General features: G+C 63.6%; 14 protein-coding genes. 5 read left to right on the forward strand and 9 right to left on the reverse strand.

Translation table 11 applies throughout. The features are described from left to right. Positions 1-175 precede the first annotated feature (175 nt). Positions 176-967: a cell division protein DedD gene (dedD, locus tag AB5Y53_RS04180; protein ID WP_368181186.1), complete on the forward strand. Its 792-nt coding sequence runs from the start codon at positions 176-178 to the stop codon at positions 965-967. Positions 968-1,080: 113 nt separating this feature from the next. Here dedD and AB5Y53_RS04185 read toward each other — a convergent pair whose 3' ends face one another. The 4 genes from AB5Y53_RS04185 to AB5Y53_RS04200 all read right to left on the reverse strand — a co-directional run bounded on the left by AB5Y53_RS04185 (position 1,081) and on the right by AB5Y53_RS04200 (position 5,711). Continuing rightward, entirely contained in the window at positions 1,081-1,425 is a 345-nt protein-coding gene (locus AB5Y53_RS04185; protein WP_039038798.1) for a TusE/DsrC/DsvC family sulfur relay protein, read from the reverse strand. A 112-nt stretch (positions 1,426-1,537) separates the two neighbouring features. Further along, positions 1,538-3,688: a YccS family putative transporter gene (yccS, locus tag AB5Y53_RS04190; protein ID WP_368181187.1), complete on the reverse strand. Its 2,151-nt coding sequence runs from the start codon at positions 3,686-3,688 to the stop codon at positions 1,538-1,540. A gap of 264 nt (positions 3,689-3,952) precedes the next feature. Continuing rightward, positions 3,953-4,609 carry a Bax inhibitor-1/YccA family protein gene (locus AB5Y53_RS04195; protein ID WP_010675134.1) on the reverse strand — a complete coding sequence of 219 codons (657 nt, stop codon included), beginning with the start codon at positions 4,607-4,609 and terminating at the stop codon, positions 3,953-3,955. Positions 4,610-4,772: 163 nt separating this feature from the next. Next, entirely contained in the window at positions 4,773-5,711 is a 939-nt protein-coding gene (locus tag AB5Y53_RS04200; RefSeq protein WP_368181188.1) for a helix-turn-helix transcriptional regulator, read from the reverse strand. A gap of 130 nt (positions 5,712-5,841) precedes the next feature. On the opposite strand from AB5Y53_RS04200, the gene AB5Y53_RS04205 reads away from it, so the two are divergent. The 3 genes from AB5Y53_RS04205 (at position 5,842) to AB5Y53_RS04215 (ending at position 9,538) form a co-directional block, all read left to right on the forward strand. Further along, entirely contained in the window at positions 5,842-7,998 is a 2,157-nt protein-coding gene (locus AB5Y53_RS04205) for a TonB-dependent siderophore receptor (RefSeq protein ID WP_368181189.1), read from the forward strand. A gap of 97 nt (positions 7,999-8,095) precedes the next feature. Further along, the gene (locus tag AB5Y53_RS04210; protein WP_368181190.1) at positions 8,096-9,142 is read left to right on the forward strand and encodes an alpha/beta hydrolase; all 1,047 of its coding nucleotides are present in this window, start codon (positions 8,096-8,098) and stop codon (positions 9,140-9,142) included. A gap of 192 nt (positions 9,143-9,334) precedes the next feature. Then, positions 9,335-9,538 carry a DUF6719 family protein gene (locus AB5Y53_RS04215; protein ID WP_353933824.1) on the forward strand — a complete coding sequence of 68 codons (204 nt, stop codon included), beginning with the start codon at positions 9,335-9,337 and terminating at the stop codon, positions 9,536-9,538. Between the two features lie 104 nt (positions 9,539-9,642). On the opposite strand, the gene prpF is transcribed toward AB5Y53_RS04215, so the two are convergent. From prpF to prpB, 5 genes are all read right to left on the reverse strand, one after another. Next, positions 9,643-10,842 carry a 2-methylaconitate cis-trans isomerase PrpF gene (gene prpF, locus AB5Y53_RS04220; RefSeq protein WP_368181191.1) on the reverse strand — a complete coding sequence of 400 codons (1,200 nt, stop codon included), beginning with the start codon at positions 10,840-10,842 and terminating at the stop codon, positions 9,643-9,645. 155 nt (positions 10,843-10,997) lie between these two features. After that, the gene (gene acnD, locus AB5Y53_RS04225; RefSeq protein ID WP_368181192.1) at positions 10,998-13,628 is read right to left on the reverse strand and encodes a Fe/S-dependent 2-methylisocitrate dehydratase AcnD; all 2,631 of its coding nucleotides are present in this window, start codon (positions 13,626-13,628) and stop codon (positions 10,998-11,000) included. After that, complete coding sequence (locus AB5Y53_RS04230; RefSeq protein WP_368181193.1) at positions 13,628-13,780, reverse strand: hypothetical protein; 153 nt, start codon at positions 13,778-13,780, stop codon at positions 13,628-13,630. The genes acnD and AB5Y53_RS04230 overlap by 1 nt, the downstream gene beginning before the upstream one ends. Then, positions 13,780-14,937 (reverse strand): 2-methylcitrate synthase, encoded by a 1,158-nt coding sequence (gene prpC, locus AB5Y53_RS04235; protein WP_069785208.1) that lies wholly within the window; start codon positions 14,935-14,937, stop codon positions 13,780-13,782. The genes AB5Y53_RS04230 and prpC overlap by 1 nt, the downstream gene beginning before the upstream one ends. Before the next feature lie 64 nt (positions 14,938-15,001). Further along, the gene (gene prpB / locus AB5Y53_RS04240) at positions 15,002-15,901 is read right to left on the reverse strand and encodes a methylisocitrate lyase (RefSeq protein WP_368181194.1); all 900 of its coding nucleotides are present in this window, start codon (positions 15,899-15,901) and stop codon (positions 15,002-15,004) included. A gap of 382 nt (positions 15,902-16,283) precedes the next feature. Here prpB and AB5Y53_RS04245 point away from each other — a divergent pair, with 382 nt between their 5' ends. After that, positions 16,284-17,837 carry a PAS domain-containing methyl-accepting chemotaxis protein gene (locus AB5Y53_RS04245; RefSeq protein WP_214005645.1) on the forward strand — a complete coding sequence of 518 codons (1,554 nt, stop codon included), beginning with the start codon at positions 16,284-16,286 and terminating at the stop codon, positions 17,835-17,837. The last annotated feature ends 79 nt before the right edge of the window (positions 17,838-17,916 follow it).

The following is a 17,916-nucleotide window of genomic DNA, read 5'->3' on the forward strand; positions in this document are numbered from 1 at the left end:
TTCGCTCCCCTGGCTCCGTCAACGTGACGACGGGCCGGGTTTTGCACTGGATAATCCCCTTTCAGGCCAAGTGGGTGGCGAGGGACCCTGCTTCGCCAGCCGGCGTGAGGGGAGGCGTTCTTTGCGAAGTGTGCAAGATTGCAATGGATCCTAAGTAACATGGGTGGAAATTAACTTGGCTTCGAAGTTTCAAAACAGATTGGTGGGGACCGTCATCCTGGTCGCCCTGGTGGTCATCTTTCTGCCGGACCTGATGGACGGCAACAAGCTGGAGCAAAAGGACGAGGCCTTCGCCAAGATCCCCCTGCGTCCGGAGCTCGAGCCCGCCAAACCTGCGCTTCAGGTCTCGGCGGCGAGCACCCTGCCGGCCGAGCATCTGGCGAGTCAGCAGCAGGCCTCTGCCGCGACCCAGTGGCAGGTAGAGGAGATTGGCGATACCGTGACCCTGGCCAATCAGGGGGGAGCCAGTCAGGCTCCCATCACCCAGCAGCAGCCGGTACAGGCCGTGGTACAACCCAAGCCCCAGCCCAAACCCGAGCCCAAGCCGGAAGTGATCGCCAAGAAACCGGTGGAGCAGCCCAAACCCAAGCCGGTGCCAACCAAGCCGGTAGAGGTGCAAAAACCGGTGGAGGCCAAGCCGCAGGCGGGCCAGATCAAGACCATGGATGATCTCATCGCGAGCAAGATGGCCCAGCCGACTACGGCACCGGCGGCAGCAGCCCCGGCTCAGGGGAGCTGGATCCTGCAGCTTGGCGCCTTCAAGAATGCAGACAGCGTCAATGCTCTGGTGAGCAAGCTGAGGGCGGCGGGCTACTCGGCCCAGACGTCGCCGAGAACCCCGGTGCAGGGGCAGATCAACCGGGTCTTCATCGGACCGGATGTCTCCAAGGCCAAGTTGCAGGGCATGCAGAGCCGGATCAGCCAGATGACGGGCTTGAGCGGCTCCGTGGTGGCCTACAACCCCTGACAGCATGATGAAATGAAAAGACCGCGCCTCATGGCAACATGGGCGCGGTCTTTTTTTGTGTCCAACACGGGGGAGGCAGTGTGGATATCGGGCTATCGGGCTGCCGAGGAGGCCTAGATGCACTTCACCGGCTTGGGGAGGCCTGCGATCTTGGTGGCCTGCTTGGCGGGGCCTTCCGGGAACAACTTGTAGAGGTAGCGGCTGTTGCCCTTCTCCGGGCCATACTGCTTTTCCATTGCCTTGACCAGGGCGCGGATGGCGGGGGAGGTGTTGAACTCCAGATAGAAGGCCCGCACGAAACGCACCACTTCCCAGTGCGGATCCTCCAGCACTATCCCCTCTTTCTCGGCCAGCACCAGGGCCAGCGCCTCGCTCCATTGCTCGCTGTGGCGCAGATAGCCCTGGGCATCGGTCTCGATGAGTTGGCCGTTGAACTGCAAATGGTGTGGCTCGGACATGACGCTTCCTCGAAAAGGCTATCTCAATGGGGCGGGCATGGTAGCGCCTTGCGTCCCGCCCGGCAACCGGGGCGGCGCTTGGCACCTGCCTCGGGCGAGACAGGCCCGGTGGCTATGTCCGGCTAGGTTCGCCCTGACCTGTCAGCAGCTGGCCGTCGTTGGCCAGCGTCAGCAGCTCGTCTGCCAACTGGCTGATGAGGGTGAGCTGCTGGCTCAGCATCAGTTGCTCCTCGCTGCTCTCCGGAGCGATGGCCGGACAGGCTCCCGCGAGCGGCGTCGGCCTTTGCCCCGCCAGGTGACCGGCGGCCTGCTCCAGGGTCTGGCTGATGTGGCGGCTTATCTCCTCCAGCCCCTCGATGGGCTCGAGTTTGTCGCGATGGGCCCCGAGTGCCGAGATATAGGAGAGCAGGGCATGGTTGCGCCAGGTGAGAGTGAAGCAGAGATCCAAGAAGCGGCGGCGCTTGCTCGGCTCCACCAGCATGCTCTGCCAGGCCATGGCCAGCTCGCTGTCGGCGAGGTGGGCACACTTGCGGGCCACCCGGTAGTCCAGGGATTCATCCCGTTGGCGATGCAGGCTGGCGAGTACCGCCGAGAGGTACTTCGCATTGGCGGACAGGGAGTTGGCGATAAGGGTCGGCAACCGCTTGTATTGCCAGTCGGGCCAGAGCCAGGCCACCAGGGCGTAGGAGAGCAGGCAGCCGAGCAGGGTATCTAGCAGGCGGGGTCCGAGGATGGCGAAGCCGATGCCATCCAGCAGGTTGAACGCCATCAGCACGTAGAGGGTGATGAAGCAGACGGCGGCGCTGTAGTTGCTGCGCACCTGGGTGAAAAACAGGAAGGCGGCAAGCCCCATGATCCCCAGTTGCAGGTGCAGCTCGGGGAAGAACCAGAGCACGGGCACGCCGATGAGGATACCGGCAAAGGTGCCGAGCATCCGCTGCACCAGACGACGGCGGGTGGCGCTGTAGCTCGGCTGGCAGACGAACAATACGGTGAGCAGGATCCAGTACCCCTTGTCCAGGTGAAACGCCTGCAGAATGCCATAGCCCACGACCAGCCCGAGGGAGAGCCGCAGGGCATGGCGAAACACCATGGAGTTCGGGGTCAGGTGCTGCCTGAGCAATGCCAGCAAGGGCAGGGCGACCGGCCGTGCCAGGGGAGGCAGGCTGGTGGGGGGCGCGGCGGGGTTTTGCAGCTCTTCGGCGCTTTGCAGCAACTGGTTGATGCTGGCCAGGTTGCGACGCAGGAACTTCATCGGTGTCAGCAGGGTCTTGGGGTAGTGCTGCTTGAGGTGGGTGAACTCCAGCTGATCGCCGAGGGCCTCCAGGGTCCAGTGAATGCGTTTGTGGTGGGTGTAGGGCTTGTGCACCAGGATGGCGTAGCCAAGCTGCTGACAGGCGTCGGCAAGCTGTGACAGCACCTCCTGGAAGCCGTCGAGGACGATGCCCTGCTTGAGCTCCGCTTCCAGCTTGCTGTAGGGGTAGTGGCTGGAGGTGGCCCGCTCCTGGATCTCCAGGGCAAGCAGGTAGAGGCGCAGCAGGCCCGCGAGCTCGGGGGCAACCCCGTGGCGGCCAGGGGCATGAAGACGGGCATTGAGCGCCGTCTTGGCCTGGTTCAGGGCATTGACCAGGTTGATGTTGAGCTGGGCCAGATTGTGGCGGATGGCCTGGGCGCCGTGTTCGTCGGCCGGGAAGAAGCGGGATTTCTCCTGCAAGTAGCGGGCGAGGGCGAAGTAGCTCTGGGCCAGTTGCTCGTGCAGGGTCTTGTAGGGCAGCAGCCAGAGCCAGACCAGGGACACCAGGCCGTACCAGAGGGCCCCGGCGCACAGGGCCAGCGGCTGATAGAAGAGATCCGGCGCCTTGGCGGCCCCCAGCATGGTGTAGATGGCAATCAGCAGGGAGCCAAAGCTGATGGTGGCGTAGCGTTGGCCGAGGGCACCCACCATCACGAAGAGGAAGGTGGAGCCCGCGAGCCCGATGGCAAACAGCCAGGGGGTGGGGAAGAGATACTGTACGCACAATGAGGCAAACAGGAAGCAGAGCAGGGTCATGGCGAGGTTCTTGACCCGGCCCCAGAGGCTGTCGTCGGTCTCGGCGATGGCGCCGGCCACCACCCCGAGGGAGAGCAGCACGGTGAGCTGGATGTCTCCGGTAGCCAGCGCGAAGGCGAGCAGCCCCGCGATGGCGAGCAGGACCTTGAGGGCGAAATAGATGTGGCTGTCTGTCAGCAGCCGGCGCAGCAGGCCGGAGAAATCCATCGGCATGCTAGGCACCACCCTTGAACGAGGTGAAATCGATGTGGCTGTCGGTCAGCAGACGGCGCAATAAACCTGAGAAGTCCATGGGCATGGGATGAAGGCAACCCTTGAGCGAAACGAAAGCGACAGCATAACCCGTCGATAACGAAACGGCCCTGATTTGGATCAGGGCCACTTCGCTTCATATCCTTGATTTGCAACTTATCCTGACAGAAATGGGCGCCAATAAAAACCCCGCCGAAGCGGGGTCTTGTGCATATCAAGCATCCATCAGTTGCGGTTGCCGCCAAGCAGGCTCAGCAGGCTCAGGAAGATGTTGTAGATGGAGACATACAGGGTGACGGTGGCAGAGATGTAGTTGGTCTCGCCGCCGCGCACGATCTGCTGGGTGGTCAGCAGGATGGCGCCGGAGGAGAAGAGCATGAACATGGCGGACAGGGCCAGGCTCAGGGCGCTCATCTGCAGGAAGATGTTGGCGACCATGGCTACCAGCAGTACCCAGAACCCGACGAACAGCATGCCGCCGAGGAAGGAGAGATCCCGCTTGGTGGTCAGGGCATAGGCAGACAGGCCGAAGAAGGTGAGCGCTGTACCGCCCAGCGCCGTCATCACGATCTCGCCGCCGCCATTGTTCATGTACATGTTGATGATGGGGCCGAGGCTATAGCCCAGCAGGCCGGTCAGGGCGAAGGTGAACACCAGCCCCATGCCGTTGTCACGGTTCTTCTCGGTCAGGAACATCAGGCCGTAGACACCGATGAGGAACACGGCCCAGTGCAGGGGCGGCATGTTCATGACGGTCGCTACCCCGGCTACCACGGCTGAGAAGCCAAGAGTGAGGGAGAGCAGCATGTAGGTGTTGCGCAGCACCTTGTTGGTGTCGCGCACGGCACCCTGGGTGCCAGTGTAGATAGAACGGGTATCCATCTTGATGTCCTCTTGATTTCCGGGGTGAAGCGACCAGTTGTGCTTCGTTAACGCATTGTATGCACTGAATGTGTGGATGACGAGCGCTGATTTCAAGCGCCACCCCACCTGCGTGGTGCCTACTATCCCAGAGTAAAGATGTATTGCGCATGAACAAGGAGGCTCAAGGCGTTGCAGAGGGCGCCAGCTCCTGCTCTTTACCCTGTCTGGCGATCCGCGTCGGCGAGAAGCCGAACTGCTTTCTAAACGCCGTGATGAAATTGGCCACATGGTCATAGCCGGCGTGGGTGGCGGCGCCTTGCAGAGAGAGGCTGCGCGCCTCCAGCCTGGCCCGCGCTTCTTGCAGCTTTCGCTGGCGAAGGTAGCGCTGCAGGCTCATGCCCAGCTCTTTTTTTGCGGCTCGCTGCAAGGTGGAGACGCTCATGCCGAGGGTGGCCGCGATCTCGGTCAGGGTCATCTCGTCCACTTTTTCATCCCTGAGCAGCATCTTGAGGCGTGTCGGTTGCTCGTTCTGGCGTTGGCAGCAGGGGGAGGCGGCCTGCTGGAGGTGGGTCATCAGGCTCTCCCAGACACTGAGGGCAAAGGCCTTGCGCATCAGCATCTCGGAGGCGTTCTGGCTGCTGGTGAGATTGAGCGCTTCCGCAATCTGTCCAAGGGCAGCGGGCAGGGTCCAGTCGACGCGGCTCAGATGGCGGCTGAAGGTCTGTGTGAAAGCCTTGCGATGCGCCTGTGCCAGGTTGTGGGCGAGCCAGCCGTGGTCCAGGGAGAGGACGATGCTGCGGCTGCGCACCTGGGCTTTGGCCGCCCCCTGCACGATGTCGGGCTCGGTATAGAGGATGGCGGTTGCCACTATGGGGTCGGACTCGTGGAAGCGACACCCCTTGAGCTTGTGAGTGGCGCCATAGGTCATCAGGGCCCGGCTCTCGAGGGGAATGGCGATGATCAACTGCGGCGGCAACTCCCGCTCGGTGGCGAAGTCTGCCTTGTGAACGATGTCCTTGTTGTGAAAGCGAAGACCCTCCTGGATCACCAGGTTCTCCACCCTGCCGGTGAAGCGGCCTCGCTGGCGTGCGCTGGTGTCCCTTGCCACTGTGTCAGTCATGTGCAATTTGACCATGTCGAAGAGTGAAATGACCACACCGCAAAACTGCGGCGGAAGATGGAGTGATATATTAGCCCCCGGAAAATCAAATGAAAATGATTATCATCTCTATCTTGGGATCACTCTTACTATGGTTGTCTTGAAGGATAAAGCGCGAAGCCCGCTGGCTCTGGCCATCTCTGCCGCTCTGGCCGTCACCGTTGCCGCCCCGGCAGGGGCACACACACCGGACATCAAGCCGGACGAAACCCTGGTCGTCTATGGCAATCCACTCTACGGGATGTCGCCGTCGGAGGAGACGGGAGGCTATGGGGTCGACTCGGCCACCGTCGGCACCAAGACGCCGGCGGCCCTCAAAGACATCCCCCAGTCGATCACCGTGTTGACCCACGACTACATCGAGGAGCGCAACTTCGTGGCGGTGGACGATCTGGCCAAGTTCACGCCGGGTCTGCGCACCCTGGTCAACGACAGCGGTCGCTCTTCCATCTTCTCCCGCGGCTATGAATACGACGAGGTGAACCTCAACGGCCTGCCATCGCCCATGCAGAGCAAGTACGGCACCCTGCCGTCGCTGGCGGCGGTGGATCGGGTGGAGATCATGCGGGGCCCCTCCGGCCTCTTCAACAGCACCAGCGAGCTGGGGGGCGTGATCAACATGGTGCTCAAGCGTCCGACCGACGCCTTCAAGGGCTCGGTCACGGCGCGCTATGGCAGCTGGGACAGGCATTACCTGGAGGCGGACATGGGGGGCGCACTCAACGACGAGGGTTCCCTGCGCGGCCGCGTCGTGGTGGCCAACGCCGACATCAAGAACCAGGTGGACTACAACAACAACGACAACGGTACCTACTACGGCACCCTGGAGTTCGATCTCTCGGATCGCACCCGGCTCTCCGTCTACGCCCTGCACCAGACCAAGGACATCCTGCCCACCAACGGCCTGCCGGCGTACAAGGACGGTTCCCTGCTCGACATCGGCCGCAGCACCTACCTGGGGTCGGCTGAAGACTTCTTCGACGCCGATACCACGGATGTGGGGGCCTCGCTGCAACACGCCTTTGCCAACGGCGGGGTGGGTCAGGTCTCGGCCCGCTACATGGATCACGACATGCGGCTGGAGCAGACCTTCACCAACGGCCCCGTGGACGCGGCGGGCAACACCGGGCTGATGTTCAACGGCCAGGGGAACCAGCAGAAGAACATGGCCTTCGATGCCAACTACAGTCAGATGTTCGATCTGTTGGGGCACAAGAGCGAGTTTGTGCTGGGCTCCGACTACAAGCGCTACGAGTCGGACATCCAGACCTACACCAACCGCAACCTCGGCAAGATCAATGTGTTCGATTTCGACCCGACCCGGGTCGCCAAGCCGGACTACAGCTACACCAAGAATGACCATGAGGAGCAGTCGGAGCTCGGTCTGTATGGCAAGGTGACCTGGCGTCTGTTGGAGCCGCTGGCGGTGATCACCGGGGCCCGCGTCTCCTGGTACGATCTGGATGCCGTCAGCACGACCCTGAGTTCCGGAGCCCAGAGTGGCGAGTCCAGTGCGTTCAACGGCAAGCTCACCCCCTACGCGGGGGCCGTCTATGACCTGAGCGACGAACACGCCTGGTATGCCAGCTACTCCAAGGTGTTCAAGCCCCAGACCAGCCAGGACGAGAGCGGCAACCTGCTCAAGCCCCGGGAGGGCAGCCAGTGGGAAACCGGCATCAAGTCCTCGCTGCGTGACGGCCTGCTCAACACCCGGGCGACCCTCTTCCTGATGAAGGACGACAACATCGCGGCCCAGGCCTACGACGATCAGGGCATTGCCATCACCAACACCTACTGGGCCACCGGCAAGGTGGAGACACAAGGGGTGGAGCTGGAGGCGAGCGGCTATCTCAGCCAGAACTGGATGGTGATGGCCGGCTATACCTTCACCGACATCGAGGAGAAGGCCGGGGATCACAACCCGAAATTCGACACCATCCCCCGTCACGCCCTCTCACTCTGGACCGACTACCACCTGGCCGACTGGGTGCAGGGGCTGCACCTCGGGGCAGGCATGACGGCGGTGAGCGACTACGGCTTCAACCAGAAGGGGGTCGAGACCCATCAGGGGGGCTATGCCCTGTTCGATGCGGCGGTGCGTTACGAGATCAACGACAAGATGCAGGCGACCCTGAACCTCTACAACCTGCTCGACCGGGAGTACTTCTACCGGGTCGGCTCCACCAGCACCTTCAACATGTACGGCGAGCCGGCGAACCTGATGGCAGGCTTCACCTACAAGCTGTAACGACCGACGACAGCAGGGCCTGCGGGCCCTGTTGTCGTCTCTGTGCGCCGCCCTATGGGGGATCCCCAAGGCTGGCGACACAATCCTGGTTCATCCCATGACAAGACTCATCATCCTGCTGCTCACCATGACCACACTCTCTTCTGCCCAGGCAGACATGCTCCACTACGCCCAGCGCTTCACCCACCATTCGGCCCTGCTGGGGGAGACGCGGCAATACAGCGTCTCCCTGCCCCAGGAATATGAACGCGAGCCCGGGGCTCGGTTCCCCGTGCTCTATCTGCTCGACGGGGAGAAGAGTCTGCTGGAGGTTGTCGGCATCACCCGGGCCCTGCGGGCCGGGCTCAATCCGGTGATTCCCCCCCTCATCATCGTCGCGGTCCACAACACCGACCGGATGCGGGATTACACCCCGAGCCACACCATGACCTTGCCAAATGGGGCACCGGCGGGGCCCGGCTATGCCGAGACGGGGGGCGGGCCCCGGTTCCTGCGCTATCTGAGTGAGGAGCTGCGCCCCCTCATCGAGGAGAGGTTTCGGACCCAGGCGCCGGCCCTGCTGGTGGGTCACTCCCTCGGCGGCCTGCTGGCGCTCGATGCACAGGCGCAAGATAGCGGCCAGTTCCAAGGTGTGATCGCCATCGACGCCAGCCTCTGGTTCGATTACCCCCGCAATTACGAGCGCATCGCGTCGGAGTTGACCGGGCCGCTCAAGCACGCTTCCTCGCTGTTTATCGCGGTGGCCAACAACCCCTTCACCCCGGGATTCGGGCGCTCGGCGTTTCACCGGGATCGCCTGCAGCAGTTTGCCCGGCAGGTGGCGGGGGCACCCGGCGCAAACCTGCACGTCACCAGCCGCTACTTCGAGGAGGAGGATCACCACAGCGTCTACCACCCCGCCGTCTATCAGGGACTCCAGTGGCTGTTTCAGGGCTACCGGCTGGATCTGGCGCTCGGGCACTTCAGCCGACAGGGGGTGATCGCCCGCTTTGATGCCCTGAACCGCCACCTCGGCAGCGCACTGCGCCCGGAGCTGGGGAGCCTGCGGGACATCAGGGAGAAGGCCGCGCGCTGGCCGCAGATGGCGATCTCCGTGGACGAGGCCGATGCCCTGCTGGCCCACTACTACGGGTCGAAGCCGTGAAAAGCCGATTTTTTGCCTGTGTCTGGAATCGTCACAACGGTGCCGGAGACGGGTGTCGGTCCGGCGCCATCCCTGGGTAGACTGCCGAAACGAGGGGCGCCGGGTCGGTGCCCCGACAGAGGCAGGGAGTGAGCGATGGCGGTTGCAGGAAAGAGGGGAGGCATGCTGGCTCTGTGGTGCAGTGCACTCCTGATGTCGGGGTGCAGTGGGTTTGCGCCTGCGCCCATTCCCGTCACCTATCTGAGTCAGGATCCGCCCCCAGGCAGGCTGCCCCTTGGGGAGACCGCCTATGTGGATGACGGTCGCTGCCCACCAGGGCAGGTCAAGCGGCTCATCGGCGGGGACGCGAAGCACAATGTGCCAAGAAAGGTGGAGTGTGTGGCAAGACCGCAATGATGATGTGATTTTCACAGCCTGAAACATCCCAAAAAGAGCCCTGAGGCAGTCGCCTTGGGGCTCTTTTCGTCTGGCTGGCCTGGTCGGTGTGATGCCGCAGCGGGCTAGAAGGCATCTCCAGGGACCCGCACCCAGCCTTCCATCAGGATGCGGGCGGAGCGGGACATCATCGCCTTGGTGACCGTCCACTGTCCCGCTACCTGCTCTGCCTGGGCTCCGACTCTCAGGGTGCCGGAGGGGTGACCAAAGCGCACCGCTTCGCGCTCGCCGCCCCCGGCGGCCAGATTGACGAGGGTGCCGGGAATGGCCGCCGCCGTGCCGATGGCCACGGCGCAGGTGCCCATCATGGCGTGGTGCAGCTTGCCCATGGAGAGGGCCCGCACCAGCAGATCGATCTCGCCAGCAATAATCTCCTTGCCGCTGGCGGTGCGGTAATCCTTGGCGGGTGCGATGAAGGCAATTTTCGGGGTGTGCTGGCGAGTGGCCGCCTCTTCGGGGCGCTTGATGAGCCCCATGCGCAGGGCACCGGCAACCCGGATCGCCTCGAAGCGGGCCAAGGCCTCGGGGTCCGTGTTTATCTGCTCGCGCAGCTCGGTGCCCTCATAACCGATCTCCTCGGCGTTGACGAACACCGTGGGAATGCCGGCGCTGATCAGGGTGGCTTTCAGTACGCCGCTCTTTACAACAGACGCGGGTACCTCCAGATCGTCCACTAGATTGCCGGTGGGGAAGAGGGCGCCGCCGTCTTCACCCTCGTCGGACGGGTCGAGAAACTCCAGCACGATCTCGGCGGCGGGGAAGGTCACCCCGTCCAGCTCGAAATCGCCTGTCTCCTGCACCTGGCCGTTTGTCACCGGCACGTGGGCGAGGATGGTCTTGCCGATATTGGCCTGCCAGATCCGCACCTCACAGGTGCCGTTCTCCGGGATGCGGGACGGGTCCACCAGGCCGGCGTGGATGGCGAAGGTCCCGGCGCCGGTGGAGAGGTTGCCGCAGTTGCCGCTCCAGTCTATGAGCGCCTTGTCGATGGCGACCTGGCCGTAGAGGTAGTCCACATCGTGATCGGGTTGCTGGCTTTTGGAGAGGATCACGCACTTGCTGGTGGAGGAGGTGGCCCCCCCCATGCCGTCCATGTGGGCGCCGTAGGGATCGGGGCTGCCGATGACCCGCAGGAAGAGGGCATCCCGTGCCGGGCCCGGTTGCTGGCAGCGCTCGGGCAGGTCAGATAAGCGAAAGAAGACCCCCTTGCTGGTGCCGCCGCGCAGATAGGTGGCCGGGATTCTGACTTGAGGTGTATGGGCCATAGGATCGTCCTGAAATGGGTGATAAACCCTTCTCCCTCTGGGAGAAGGTGCCCGAAGGGAGGTGAGGGGGATGTCCCCTCACCCCAACCCTCTCCCAAAGGGAGAGGGTGCCTTATGCCTTCCCCTTTTTCAAAGGGGCGGAGCGGGGTTGCGATTTAGCTTGCGGCCTTTTGCGCGGTCGACGCCAGGAAGTCCTGGGCGAAGCGTTGCAGCACGCCGCCCGCCTCATAGACCGAGACCTCCTCGGCGGTGTCGAGGCGGCAGGTCATGGGCACCTGGATCACTTCGCCGCTCAGGCGGCGGATCACCAGAGTGAGATCGGTGCGCGGCTGGCGTGCTCCCACCACGTCATAGGTCTCGGTGCCATCGAGGCCCAGCGTGAGGCGGGTGGTGCCCGGTTTGAACTCGAGCGGCAGCACCCCCATGCCGATGAGGTTGGTGCGGTGAATGCGCTCGAAGCCTTCCGCCGCGATCACCTCCACCCCGGCAAGGCGCACCCCCTTGGCCGCCCAGTCCCGGGACGAGCCCTGACCGTAGTCGGCACCGGCCACGATGATGAGGGGCTGCTTGCGTGCCATGTAGGTCTCGATGGCTTCCCACATCCGCATCACTTTGCCGTCCGGCTCGACGCGGGCGAGGGACCCCTTCTGCACCACGCCGTTCACCACCGCCATCTCGTTGACCAGCTGGGGGTTGGCGAAGGTGGCGCGCTGGGCGGTCAGGTGATCGCCGCGGTGGGTGGCGTAGGAGTTGAAGTCCTCCTCCGGCAGGCCCATCTTCGCCAGGTATTCCCCCGCCGCGCTGCCGGGCAGGATGGCGTTGGAAGGGGAGAGGTGGTCGGTGGTGATGTTGTCCGGCAACAGCGCCAGGGGCCGCATGCCGCGCAGGGTGCGCTCGCCCGCCAGTGCCCCCTCCCCCTCTTTTTGCCAATACGGCGGGCGACGGATATAGGTGCTTTGCGCACGCCAGTCGTACAGGGGCGCCACTTTCGGGCCCTGGTCTTCCTCTATGGTGAACATCGGGATATAGACCTGGCGGAACTGGGACGGTTTGACCGCCGTGCGAACCACGGCGTCGATCTCCTCGTCGCTCGGCCAGATGTCTTTGAGGCGCACTTCTTTGCCGTTAACCACCCCCAGCACATCTTTCTCGATGTCGAAGCGGATGGTGCCTGCGATGGCGTAGGCCACCACCAGGGGCGGGGAGGCGAGGAACGCCTGCTTGGCATAGGGGTGGATGCGGCCATCGAAGTTGCGGTTGCCGGACAGCACCGCCGTGGCGTAGAGATCCCGGTCGATGATCTCCTGCTGGATGGCGGGATCCAGGGCACCGGACATGCCGTTGCAGGTGGTGCAGGCGAAGGCCACCACGCCAAAACCGAGTTGCTCAAGTTCCTCGTCCAGTCCCGCCTCTTTCAAGTAGAGGGCGACTGTCTTGGATCCGGGGGCTAGGGACGACTTGACCCAGGGCTTGCGCACCAGACCGAGTTTGTTGGCATTGCGGGCCAGGAGGCCTGCGGCAATCACGTTGCGCGGGTTGCTGGTGTTGGTGCAACTGGTAATGGCGGCGATGATGACGGCGCCATCGGGCAAGAGACCGTCCGCCTCCTGGGCGCGGGCCTTGTCCAGATCCACCGCGATGCCCCGCGTGGCCAGCTCGGTCACAGGCAGGCGACGATGGGGGTTGGAGGGGCCGGCCAGGGTGCGCACCACGGTGGACAAGTCAAAGTGCAGCACCCGCTCGTACTGGGCGCTCGCCAGGGCATCGGCCCAGAGGCCGGCCTCCCTGGCGTAGGTCTCCACCAGTTTCACCTGGTCGTCGTCACGGCCGGTGAGCCGCAAATAGTCGAGGGTCTGTTGGTCGATGAAGAACATGGCCGCGGTAGCGCCATACTCCGGCGCCATGTTGGAGATGGTGGCCCGATCGCCGAGGGTGAGGGCGGCGGCGCCCTCACCACGAAACTCCAGGTAGGCGCCGACTACCTTCTGCTGGCGCAGGAATTCGGTGAGCGACAGCACCAGGTCCGTGGCGGTGATGCCGGGCTGCGGCTTGCCGGAGAGCTCCACGCCGACGATCGAAGGCAGCCGCATCCAGGAGGCGCGCCCCAGCATCACGTTCTCCGCTTCCAGCCCGCCCACCCCCACGGCGATGACGCCGAGGGCATCCACGTGGGGGGTGTGGCTGTCGGTGCCGACGCAGGTATCCGGGTAGGCCAGGCCGCGATCGGCGTGGATGACCGGCGACATCTTCTCCAGGTTGATCTGGTGCATGATGCCGTTGCCTGGCGGGATGACCTCGATGTTCTTGAACGCCTGCTTGGTCCAGTCGATGAAGTGGAAGCGATCCTCGTTGCGCCGATCCTCGATGGCGCGGTTCTTCTCGAACGCCTGGGGGTCAAAGCCGCCACATTCAACGGCCAGGGAATGGTCGACGATGAGCTGCACCGGCACGACCGGGTTCACCTGGGCGGGATCGCCCCCCTGATCGGCGATGGCGTCGCGAAGGCCAGCGAGGTCCACCAGGGCGGTCTGCCCCAGGATGTCGTGGCACACCACCCGTGCCGGGAACCAGGGGAAGTCGCGCTCGCGCTGGGCGAAAACGATCTGGCCGAGGCACTCGTCGAGGATGGCCGGATCGCATTTGCGAACCAGGTTCTCGGCGTGGACGCGGGCGGTGTAGGAGAGCCTGTCCCAGGCGCCGGGGGCGATGGCGTTCACCGCCTCCCGGGCGTCGAAGTAGTCAAGCTGTGTGCCGGGCAGGGGCTTGCGATATTGCGTGTTGATCATCACTTGCGCTCCTGATTCTTCTCGGCGTGGACGCGGGCGGTGTAGGAGAGCCTGTCCCAGGCGCCGGGGACGATGGCGTTGACCGCCTCCCTGGCGTCGAAGTAGTCGAGCTGTGTGCCGGGCAGGGGCTTGCGATATTGCGTGTTGATCATCACTTACGCTCCTTGAGCGGCACGAACTGGAGATCCTCCGGGCCGACGTAGTTGGCGCTCGGGCGGATGATCTTGCCGTCGATGCGCTGCTCGATGACGTGGGCCGACCAGCCTGAGGTGCGGGCGATGACGAACAGCGGGGTGAACATGGCGGTGGGCACCCCCATCATGTGGTAGCTGACGGCGCTGAACCAGTCGAGGTTCGGGAACATCTTCTTGACTTCCCACATGGTGGATTCCAGCCGCTCGGCGATATCGAACATCTTGGTGTTGTGCTGCTCCTGGCTGAGCTCGCGCGCCACCTCCTTGATCACCTTGTTGCGGGGATCGGAGACGGTGTAGACCGGGTGGCCGAAGCCGATGACCACTTCTTTTTTCTCGACCCGGGCGCGAATGTCGGCCTCCGCCTCGTCCGGATTCTCGTAGCGCTTCTGGATCTCGAAGGCCACCTCGTTGGCGCCCCCGTGCTTGGGCCCGCGCAGGGCACCGATGGCTCCCGTGATGCAGGAGTACATGTCCGAGCCGGTGCCGGCGATGACGCGGCCGGTGAAGGTGGAGGCGTTGAACTCGTGCTCGGCGTAGAGGATGAGAGAGGTGTGCATGGCGCGAACCCAGGAGTCGCGTGGCTTGTGCCCGTGCAGCAGGTGGAGGAAGTGGCCGCCGATGGAGTCGTCGTCGGTCTCCACGTGGATGCGTTTGCCGTTGTGGCTGAAGTGGTACCAGTAGAGCAACACGGATCCGAGACAGGCCATCAGCTTGTCGGCGATGTCCCGGGCGCCCGGGTGGTTGTGATCGTCCTTCTCCGGTGACAGGCACCCCAGCACGGAGACGGCGGTGCGCATCACGTCCATGGGGTGGGCGGAGGGAGGCAACTGCTCCAGGGCGGTCCTCACTCCGGTGGGCAGGCCGCGCAGGGCCTTGAGCTTGGCCTTGTAGGCGGCGAGCTCCGCCACATTGGGCAGATGGCCGTGCACCAGCAGGTGGGCTATCTCTTCAAACTCGCAGCTGGTGGCCACGTCCAGGATGTCGTAGCCACGGTAGTGCAGATCGTTGCCGCTGAGGCCCACGGTGCACAGGGCGGTATTGCCGGCGGCGGTGCCGGAGAGGGCGACGGATTTCTTCGGCTTGAAGCCGGTGGTTTCGGGCAGGGCGCTCATCACATGTTTCCTCATTCAGTCCGTTGAAGCGCCAGCCGCCAGCATAAGGCGGCCGGTCGCCGTCTTATTCCTTGGTCGACAAGTCCTGGGTGAACAGCCTGTCCAGGGTCTGCTCGTAGTGGTGGTAACCGAGAAAATCGTAGAGGGACTCCCGGGTCTGCATGGTGTCGACCACGGCGCGCTGGTGGCCGTCGCGGCGAAGCGTCTGATAGACGTTGAGGGCTGCCTGGTTGGCGGCGCGGGCGGCGCTCAGGGGGTAGAGCACCATGTCGACGCCATGCAAGGCGAGCGCCTCCTTGTCAAACAGCTCGGTCTTGCCGAACTCGGTCATGTTGGCGAGGATCGGCACCCCGGCCGCCTGCTTGAAGCGATCGTACTGATCCAGTTCGGTGACCGCCTCGGCGAAGATCATGTCGGCACCGGCCTCCACATAGGCGGCGGCCCGCTCCAGGGCCGAGCCCAGTCCTTCCACCGCCAGGGCGTCGGTGCGGGCCATGATGACGAAGTGCTCGTCCTGGCGGGCATCCACCGCGGCCTTGATCCTGTCCACCATCTCCGAGACCGTGACCACCGCCTTGTTCGGCCTGTGACCGCAGCGCTTCTGGGCCACCTGATCTTCCATGTGGACGGCGGCCACACCGCCACGCTCGAAGGCGCGGATGGTGCGGGCGATGTTGAAGGCACCCCCCCAGCCGGTGTCGATGTCCACCAGGAGTGGCACCAGGGTGGCAGCCGTGATGCGTTCGGCATCGATGAGCACGTCATTCATGGAGGTCATGCCGAGATCCGGCAGGCCATAGGAGGCGTTCGCCACCCCGGCGCCGGAGAGATAGAGGGCCTGGAAGCCGCTGCGCTCGGCCATCAGCGCCATGTAGGCATTGATGGTGCCGACAATCTGCAGGGGCTTTTCGTTGGCCAGGGCCGTGCGAAAACGCTTGCCGGCCGAGGGGGAGAGGTGGGACATGGTGACTCCTTTCATGGGGTGCGTGTCTGCTGGATGTGTAGGGTGAACGGTATCATCTCACACTACGTTTACGTTAACGTCAATTATGCTTAGGTCCAAGGTCGTATCAAGTGTGCTCTCCTCTGACGGCCTCCTGGCAACGCCAGTGCCACAGACTCGTTGGAACCATTTTTTGGTGTGATGCATCGTGTGGGAGAGAGGTGAACCTGGGAAAATGCCGAGTGTTTTTTGGCCAAACCTGGGCTTTTGGGGTCAAAATCTTGCGCGGCGTCAAACAGGATGCAAATTGTGTCTCAGCCATCCTCCCCGACTGGGTCTCTGCGTTGCTTGCCCGTAGGCGTTTGGCTACGCTCAGTGGGTGATCAAACAAGGGGTGTGCGCCATGAAGAAAAGCCAGGTTCATCTCATCGACGAAGAGGTGGATTTTCCTGCCAATGAACAGCTGGTCTCCACTACGGACCTGCAGGGTGTGATCACCTACGCCAATGATCACTTCTGCCGGGTAGCGGGGTACAGCCGGGCCGAGCTCATCGGCCAGCACCACAACATGGTTCGCCACCCGGACATGCCCAAGGCCGCCTTTGCTGACCTCTGGGGCAAGCTCAAGCAGGGCAAACCCTGGCGCGGCATGGTGAAAAACCGCTGCAAGGATGGGCGTTACTATTGGGTGGATGCTTATGTCACCCCTATCTTCGAGCAGGGGCGGATCAATGGCTACCAGTCGGTCCGCAGTCGCGCCGCGCCGGAGATGAAAGCCGTGGCCGGGCGCACCTATGCCAGATTGAAGAGTGTGGAGCGGGGGGAGCGAAAGGGCGGATTGAGCCTGCGCCCGATGCGCCACGGGCTGGCCATCGTCGGTGTCTTGCTGATGCTGGCGGGGGGGGGCTATCTGATGGGGCCCTGGGGGCCGTTGTTCACCCTGTTGCCTCTCTTGTGGCTGGCCCTGATCTATCGTGACACCCTCATCACTACCCCCCGTTATCTGCGACAGCTCGCGGACGAATATGACAGCCTGACCCGGCTCATCTATTCGGGGGAGGATGCCAGTGCCATTGCAGACTTCCACATCAAGCTGTTGCAGGCCAGGATCCGCACCGTCCTTGGACGAGTGGACGATGCGACCCTCTCCCTGCAGGATCTCGCGGTGCATCTGAAAACAGCCTCCAGCGAGGCAAGCGCCGACATCGCCGAACAGGATGTCCAGACCCAGCAGGTGGCGACGGCCATCACCGAGATGGCGGCGACAGCCCACGAGATTGCCCGCAATATCCTGGAGACGGATAACCAGATAGCCCAGGCCAAGGCGCACTGCCAAAATACCGATCAACAGCTGGAAGATACCCAGCACAGGGTGACAGAGCTGGCCACCCAGGCAGAGCATGCCTTCACGGCCGCCGTGGCACTGGCGGAGGAGTCGGACCGCATCGGTGTGCTGATGAGCGAGATCCAGGGCATTGCGGATCAGACCAATCTGCTGGCGCTCAACGCCGCCATCGAGGCGGCGCGGGCAGGGGAGCAGGGGCGAGGCTTTGCGGTGGTGGCGGACGAGGTGCGAACCCTCTCCACGCGCACCCACAAGGCGACCGAACAGATCCAGAGCAGCATAGGCCAGATCCAGCGTACCCTGAACGGCTGGAAGGGCATGATGCAGCAGAACCTGCAACAGACCCAATCCTGCGTGACCCTGACCCGCCAGGGATCAGAGAGCCTGCATCAGGTGCTGGCGGAAATAGAACGGGTGGTGGACCTCTCGGCCCAGATCTCGACGGCGGCAGAGGAGCAGCAGGCGGTGGTGGAGGACATCAGCCGCAACGTCAACGCCATCTCCCAGCACTCCCACACCAACAGCAACAAGATGCAGGACATGGACGCCTCGAGCGACATCCTGCTCACCAAGGCTCGCCAGCTCAAATCCCTGGGGCAGACCTTCGGGTAAGAGCGGTCAGACTCATGCAATGCAGGAAGGCCACCCCTGGGGTGGCCTTCCTGTTATTGGTTTCATGGGGGTATCGGCT

It is taken from the genome of Aeromonas sp. R7-5 (genome assembly GCF_040908015.1).
Lineage (GTDB): Bacteria > Pseudomonadota > Gammaproteobacteria > Enterobacterales > Aeromonadaceae > Aeromonas > Aeromonas caviae.